Annotated in this window: 1 protein-coding gene; it reads left to right on the top strand. The window is 59.4% G+C overall.

Features of this window, described 5'->3' with window-relative positions; genetic code table 11:
• Positions 1-363: 363 nt before the first annotated feature.
• Positions 364-6,432: a lamin tail domain-containing protein gene (locus JNN07_16110; protein MBL9169265.1), complete on the top strand. Its 6,069-nt coding sequence runs from the start codon at positions 364-366 to the stop codon at positions 6,430-6,432.
• Positions 6,433-6,564 lie beyond the last annotated feature (132 nt).

The following is a 6,564-nucleotide window of genomic DNA, read 5'->3' as shown; positions in this document are numbered from 1 at the left end:
GGATCACCTGAAGCCCCACAGGGTTCGCAACCCACGATGGGGTTGTGGATTCTATGGCGTTTTCCCCAGGGTAGCTCGTTCCTCCCAACCCTGGGCTTTGAGGCGCAATCCCGTTGGGATAGGGAGGAAGCCCTCCGAACTCGTGGGTAATGCTTAGAGAGGGCTACCGCACTCCAAACCGCTCCGCGATGGAGGTGGCGCCTATGGAGTGCTGTAGCCCTCTACAGCTTTCCCGTTTCCCGGAGGGAATCCCGGCGGTCCTCACTCACTTCTAATCTCACCCCGGAAACCCTGCGCGGAGCCTTTTCCAAGTTGCTTCTAGGTGGTTTTGGCTTACTTTGTTAGGCATAGTTATTCACTCCCATGCGCCTGGCTGTTATCCTTCTTTGTGGACTGCTCTGCAGTCTTTCGCTGTTCGGTCAGACCTTGGTGATCAGCGAATTCATGGCTGACAACCGGACGGGCATCGCCGATGCCGAAGGAGACAATTCTGATTGGCTGGAGGTTGAGAATGTGAGTGGAACCCAGGTGGATTTGGGCGGATGGACACTCACAGACGATGGTTCGCAGTTAGGGAAGTGGGTTTTTCCGTCTCTCCTGTTGGGACCGGGAGAGCGGGTGCTGGTATTCGCTTCCGGGAAGGACAAGCGAAATCCGAATCTGGAGCTGCACACCAATTTTCAACTCGCGAACGGCGGCGAATATCTCGCGCTCGTGCGGCCGGACGGGACGACAGTGGAGTATGCCTACGCTCCGGCTTACCCTCCCCAACTTCCGGACATCGCTTACGGGTTCGCCGCTTATCGAGAATCCGCCTCCCTGCTATCGGTCGCGAGTCCGGTGCGATACACCGTGCCAACCTCGGCGGCGGGTTTCCCGGTGGCTTGGGAGGGACTCGGGTTCGTCGATGCCGGTTGGCAGGCTGGCAATCTGGCCCTGGGGTTTGATGTGATTCCGGCCCCTCCGGCTATCGCCACCAATCTCGCCCGCGGCCGAAGCGCGACCCAATCTTCAACCACCGGGAGCTTCTCAGCGGCTCGAGCGGTTGACGGGAACCTGGACAATTTCTCGCAAACCAAGTCGGGCTCGCTGACCAACGCTCTCTGGGATGTCAATCTCGGGGCTACTTATTTGATCGATCAGATCGTGATTCGAAACCGGACTGACTGCTGCCAGTCGCGGCTGCGGGATTTGGTGGTATCCATTCGCAATGCCGCGGGATCGACGGTGCTCTATGAGTCGGCCGTCTTGAATCCCGAGAATGTCCTGGGCAACCCATCTGAACTCCGCATTCAGCTGACCAACGAATTGACCGGGAGCATCGCTGGCAATCGAGTCAGAATCACGCGGTTGATGGATGCTGATTTTTCGGGTGGGGGAACGACCGCCGACGATGCGGAGGTGTTGTCACTGTCTGAGGTGGAGGTTTCCGGACGCATTTCCACGAACAGCCTGGCCACGATCGTTCGCACCGATCTGGCTCCCGAGATGAAAGGCGTCGCCTCCAGCTGTCTGGTCCGAATCCCGTTTGAGGATCCCTGGAAAGGGCAGCGGCCATTCGAAAAGCTGGTTCTCAAACTACGGTACAACGACGGTTACGTAGCCTACCTCAATGGGGTGGAGGTGGCGCGTCAGAATGTTCGCGACCCGCTGGACTGGGATTCGGTGTCGGCGACCAATCGGAATAAGTCTCTGGCTTTCAGCTTCGACACGGTAGACATCTCGCGGTTCGCGAGCCTGGTGAGGTCGAACGGCAATGTATTGGCATTGCGCGGTCTGAGTTCGGGGAAAAGCGACGGGGAGTTCTTTTTGCAGCCCACGTTGGAGGGTGTTTCGCTGAGACGGGAGTCGGCCCAGTTTCTGGACCAAGCCTCCCCCCGGTTGGCCAATTCCTCCGGGACAGCCGGAATGGTCAGTCCGGTCGAGTTCTCCGTGCAGCGTGGATTCTATCAGACGGCCTTCGCCCTGAGTTTGTCCACTCCCACCCCCGGCGCGGAGATCCGGTTTACTCTGAATGGCAGCGATCCGGCCGGGCTTGGCGGCATCCGCTACACCAATCCCATCGCGTTGAGCAAAACCACCCCGGTGCGTGCCATCGCGGTGCGTTCCGGCTGGAAAACCTCGGTGTCGGTGGCTCACACGTATTTGTTTCTGGACGATGTGATCCGCCAAACCCCGCAGTCCACCATCGCGATGGGCTTTCCCTCCAGCTGGGGCGGGATTGCGGCTGACTATGGCATGGATGCCCGCGTGATTGGAGGCAATGCCCCCGATCGCTACGGCGGCAAGTACGCGGCCACGATTCACGGCGATCTCCGATCCCTGGCCACCCTGGCGCTCACGCTACCGGTCGAAGATATGTTCGGACTCAACGGGATTTACAGTCGATCGGAGGCGGGTGGTGACGCCTACGAGCGGTCGACCTCGGCAGAGTTGATCGAGCTCGATGGCGTTAGCGGATTTCAGATCAATGCTGGCCTGAGGATTCAGGGGGGTGCGTTTCGCAGCGACGGGTTGACCAAGAAGCATTCGTTGCGGCTGGTTTTTAATTCCAAGCATGGCCCCAGCAAACTTCGCTATCCGCTGTTTGGGGAGGCGGGAGTGGATCGATTTGACACGGTCACGCTGCGCGCCAATTCAAACGATGGCTATTCGTGGGGAGACGCCACTGGCCAGCCGCTTTATGTGCGCGATTCGTTTGGGAGGGAATCGATCCTCGACATGAATGGCGTGGCCTCGCACCACAAGTTTGTGCACCTCTACATCAACGGAGTTTATTGGGGAATGTATGAGATGGTCGAACGCCCCGACTCCGCCTTCTCTGCCTCGTATTTTGAGGGAGAGCGGGAAGAATGGGATTCCTTGAACAGCGGGACGCCCACCGAAGGGGACCTGAAGGCTTGGGATGCCATGATGAACTTGGCCAACAAGGGATTGGTGGGAAACTCGAACTACTTCAGGATTCAGGGGCGAAACCCGGACGGATCTCTTAACCCGTCACTGCCCAACTATCTCGATGTTCCCAACCTCATCGATTACATGATTGTGAACCTGTACATGGGGAACACCGACTGGCCGCACAAGAACTATTGGGTGGGACGGCGCCGGGTGGACAGTAGCGGGTATAAGTTCTACATGTGGGATGCCGAGTGGTCGATGGGTCTTCGCTCCGACCTCAGTACGGATCAGACCACCGTGTCCGTGGGGGTGGCTGGCCCTTACGGTGCGTGTCGGGTTAACGCCGAATTCAAAGTCCTCTTTGGCGATCGGCTGCAGAAGCATCTCTTTGATGGAGGGGCTTTGGCGGTCGACCCCTTATTCCCGGCTTGGGATCCTGCGCATCCGGAAAGGAATCGTCCCGCGGCGCGGTTCGCGCGCCTGACCGGAGAGATCCGACGCGCCATGGTTGCGGAGTCCGCACGTTGGGGCGACATGCATTCGCCGACGCCCTACACTCCGGATGAACATTGGGCAGTCGAAGGAAACTTGCTGTTGAAAAGCTATTATCCACAGCGCTCCGACGTCTTGGTGCAGCAGTTTCGGAGGATCGGACTGTATCCTTCGCTCAACCCCCCGACGGTTAGTCTGCGGGGCGGTGAGGTGCAGGCGGGGCAGACGCTGTTGATGGGTACTTCTGTGGGCAAGGTTTTGTATACCTTGGATGGAACCGATCCTCGGTTGATTGGTGGGGCTCCCGCGCCCCAGGCCCTGACGTATGCGGGGCCGATCGCGTTGCCAGGCCGGTCGATTCTGAAGGCCCGGGTCTATCATACGAACTCATGGAGCGCCTTGCGCGAAGTGGTGTTCACTCAGTCTGAGCCGATGCCCCTGCGGATCACCGAGATCCATTACCACCCCGGAGCCGAGTTGCCATCGAGTCCCTACTTCACAGATGACTCCGAATTTATCGAGCTGCAAAACGTCGGCTCGACGCTCCTCCATCTGCCGGGAGTGCGGTTGACCCGGGGAGTGCGTTTTGATTTTGCGAATGCCTCGACTCGGGTGTTGGAACCGGGAGCGCGGGTGGTGATTACTCGAAACATCGCCGCCTTCGAGGCGCGCTATGGTAAGTCAAAAAGCGTGGTGGGAGAGTTTGAAGGGACTTTGTCCAATGTTGGTGAGGGCCTGACCCTGGTCTCGCCGTTCGGGGAAACTCTCGCTGATTTTGCCTATTCTTCAGCCTGGTATCCGACCACAGACGGGATGGGTTTCTCTCTGGTCTCAATGGAGGGTTCGGAGCTGACGACAGATCTGGATGCTCGTGGTTCCTGGCGTCCCAGTTCGGCCCCCGGTGGTTCTCCTGGGACGGACGATCCCGTGCCGTCGTTTCCGCGGGTGGTGATCAGCGAAGTTCTGGCGCGAGCCTCGAATGGCGGTTCGGACGCCCTCGAGCTGCAAAACTTGGGAAATGAGATCGTGGACGTTTCCGGTTGGTTCCTAACCGACGAGGTGCAACTGCCGAAGAAGTACCGCTTTCCTGGGAACACTATCATCGCTCCTGGAGGACGGGTTGTGGTTTCTGAGGCACAGTTCGACCCGCGTCCGCGGACCTCCACCGGATTCGCGTTCAGCAGCGCGGGAGACTCCGCGTGGCTTTTCTCGGCCGACACGAATGGACTCCTAACCGGCTACGTTCACGGACTTAGCTTCGGAGCGTCGGAGCAGGGACGGAGCTTTGTCCGAGTTCTGACCTCCGACCTTCGAGAATGGGCGGTTGCGGCTGCGTCCACCACCCTTGGATCTCCCAATTCGATCCCGCTGATCGGCGACGCTGTGATCACGCGGCTCAACTTGGACGATGCGCGCGGAGGTATTGAGTTCGTCGAAATTCAAAACCGCACCGATGTCCCACTGTCCCTCTTCGATGCGCAGATTCCGGGGAATACCTGGCGCTTGTCTGGCATCGGCTGGACTTTTCCCACGCAGGTGACCCTCCCGGCACGGGGTATCGCAATTGTCGCTCGGACCACTCCCGAGGAGTTCCGAGAACGATATTCCGTCCCCGTTGGCGTTCAGGTGTTCGGGCCGTTTCGAGGCTCGCTGCGGACGGCGGAGGAAGCGTTGGTATTGCAGCGGCCGGATCCAGGAGTGGCCGCGGTCCGTTGGATCACGGTGGATATCGTACAGCCGCTTGACCAGAGGCCCTGGCCGCAGGTGCGCGGCACCGGCGCTTTTCTAGTCCGGCGGTCCCTCCAGTCATTCGGGCCTGAACCGGCAAGTTGGATCGCGTCGATCAGCCCGCCTGGTCAACCCCTGGAATCAGCACCTCCCCCCGAAATCGTTTCCCAGTCGGAGGATGCCGTTGTGCGGGCGCTGGAACGGGTGACGCTCACGGTATCGGCCAGCGGAACAGACCCTCTGCGCTATCAGTGGTTCCAGAATGGCCAGCCCCGACTGGAGGGGACCAACGCGCACCTGATTCTGGATCCAGTGCTCTCGCGAGACGCGGGTATCTATGAGGCTTACGTCTTCGGTTCGGGTGGGGGAGTGATCAGCCGGGCTATTCGGTTGGGCGTGCTGGAGGCGCCGCAATTCACTCGCTACCCGAGTTCTCGTTCGGTGTTGCAGGGGACGACCGTCTCCTTGGTTAGCGCCGCCTCAGGACTGGGTTTCACACAGTATCAATGGCTGAGAGAAGGGGTGCCGGTGGATGGGGCTACCAATGCAGTTTTGGACATCCCATCGATACAGCTGGCGCAGTCGGGACGCTATGCGCTTCAGATTACGGATGAGCTGGGCAGCTTCGTGGCTCCAGCGGTGACACTGGATGTGTTGAGCCGGCCGAGCATTGTCGACCAGCCGCAGTCCGTGGCGGTGCTTCAGGGGGAAAACGCGGTGTTCCGGGTTCAAGTTCAGGGCTCCGGACCATTGACCTTCCGCTGGCGGAAGAATGGAGTCGTTTTGGCGAACTCCATCTTTATTCAGGACGAGACCTTTTCCACCCTGGTGGTGACCAATGTGCAATCCGCTTCGGCGGGAAGGTATTCGGTCCAGATCACCAATCGTGCTCCTACGGGAACGATTGTGAGCGCGGAAGCCAATCTGGTAGTACTGCCGGATGCCGATGGGGACGGCATGGAGGACGGCTGGGAAACACGATTTGGCCTGAATCCGGCATTCGCAGGCGACGCAGTGTTGGACGGCGATGGGGATGGCTTTTCCAATCGGGAAGAGTATCGCTCCGGAACCGATCCACGATCGGGAGCGAGCGCCTTGTGGATGGAATCGATTCGCCTGGTGAACGGGCAGGTGGAGTTGGGATGGACCGCCATGTCGAATCGGACGTATCGGGTTCTCTACCGTGATGCGGTGGTGGACGGCACCTGGCAAATATTGCGGGATGTCTACAACCGGCCGACCAATCGCTTGGAGCGAATTCTCGATCCCGTGCCATCCCAAGGGGAACGCTATTACCGACTGACGATTCCGTGAGGGGGGGCTATGACCTGGTGGATGTCGGTCCGAGGATAGAGGTCCGGAAGTGGGGAGCGTTTTGGAGTGCGGTAGACCTCTCTAAGCATTACCCACAAGTTCTTCGACCAAATGTTAGAATCCCAAAGGGAT

The sequence above is a fragment of the Verrucomicrobiales bacterium genome, assembly GCA_016793885.1.
GTDB lineage: Bacteria > Verrucomicrobiota > Verrucomicrobiia > Limisphaerales > UBA11320 > UBA11320.
Note: the sequence above shows the minus strand (reverse complement) of the source record. Positions and strands in the feature narration are given on the sequence as shown.

What these genes read in the sequence shown, in the direction of transcription:
- JNN07_16110 (MBL9169265.1), top strand. Translation starts at nt 364, where the DNA reads ATGCGCCTGGCTGTTATCCTTCTTTGTGGACTGCTCTGCAGTCTTTCG.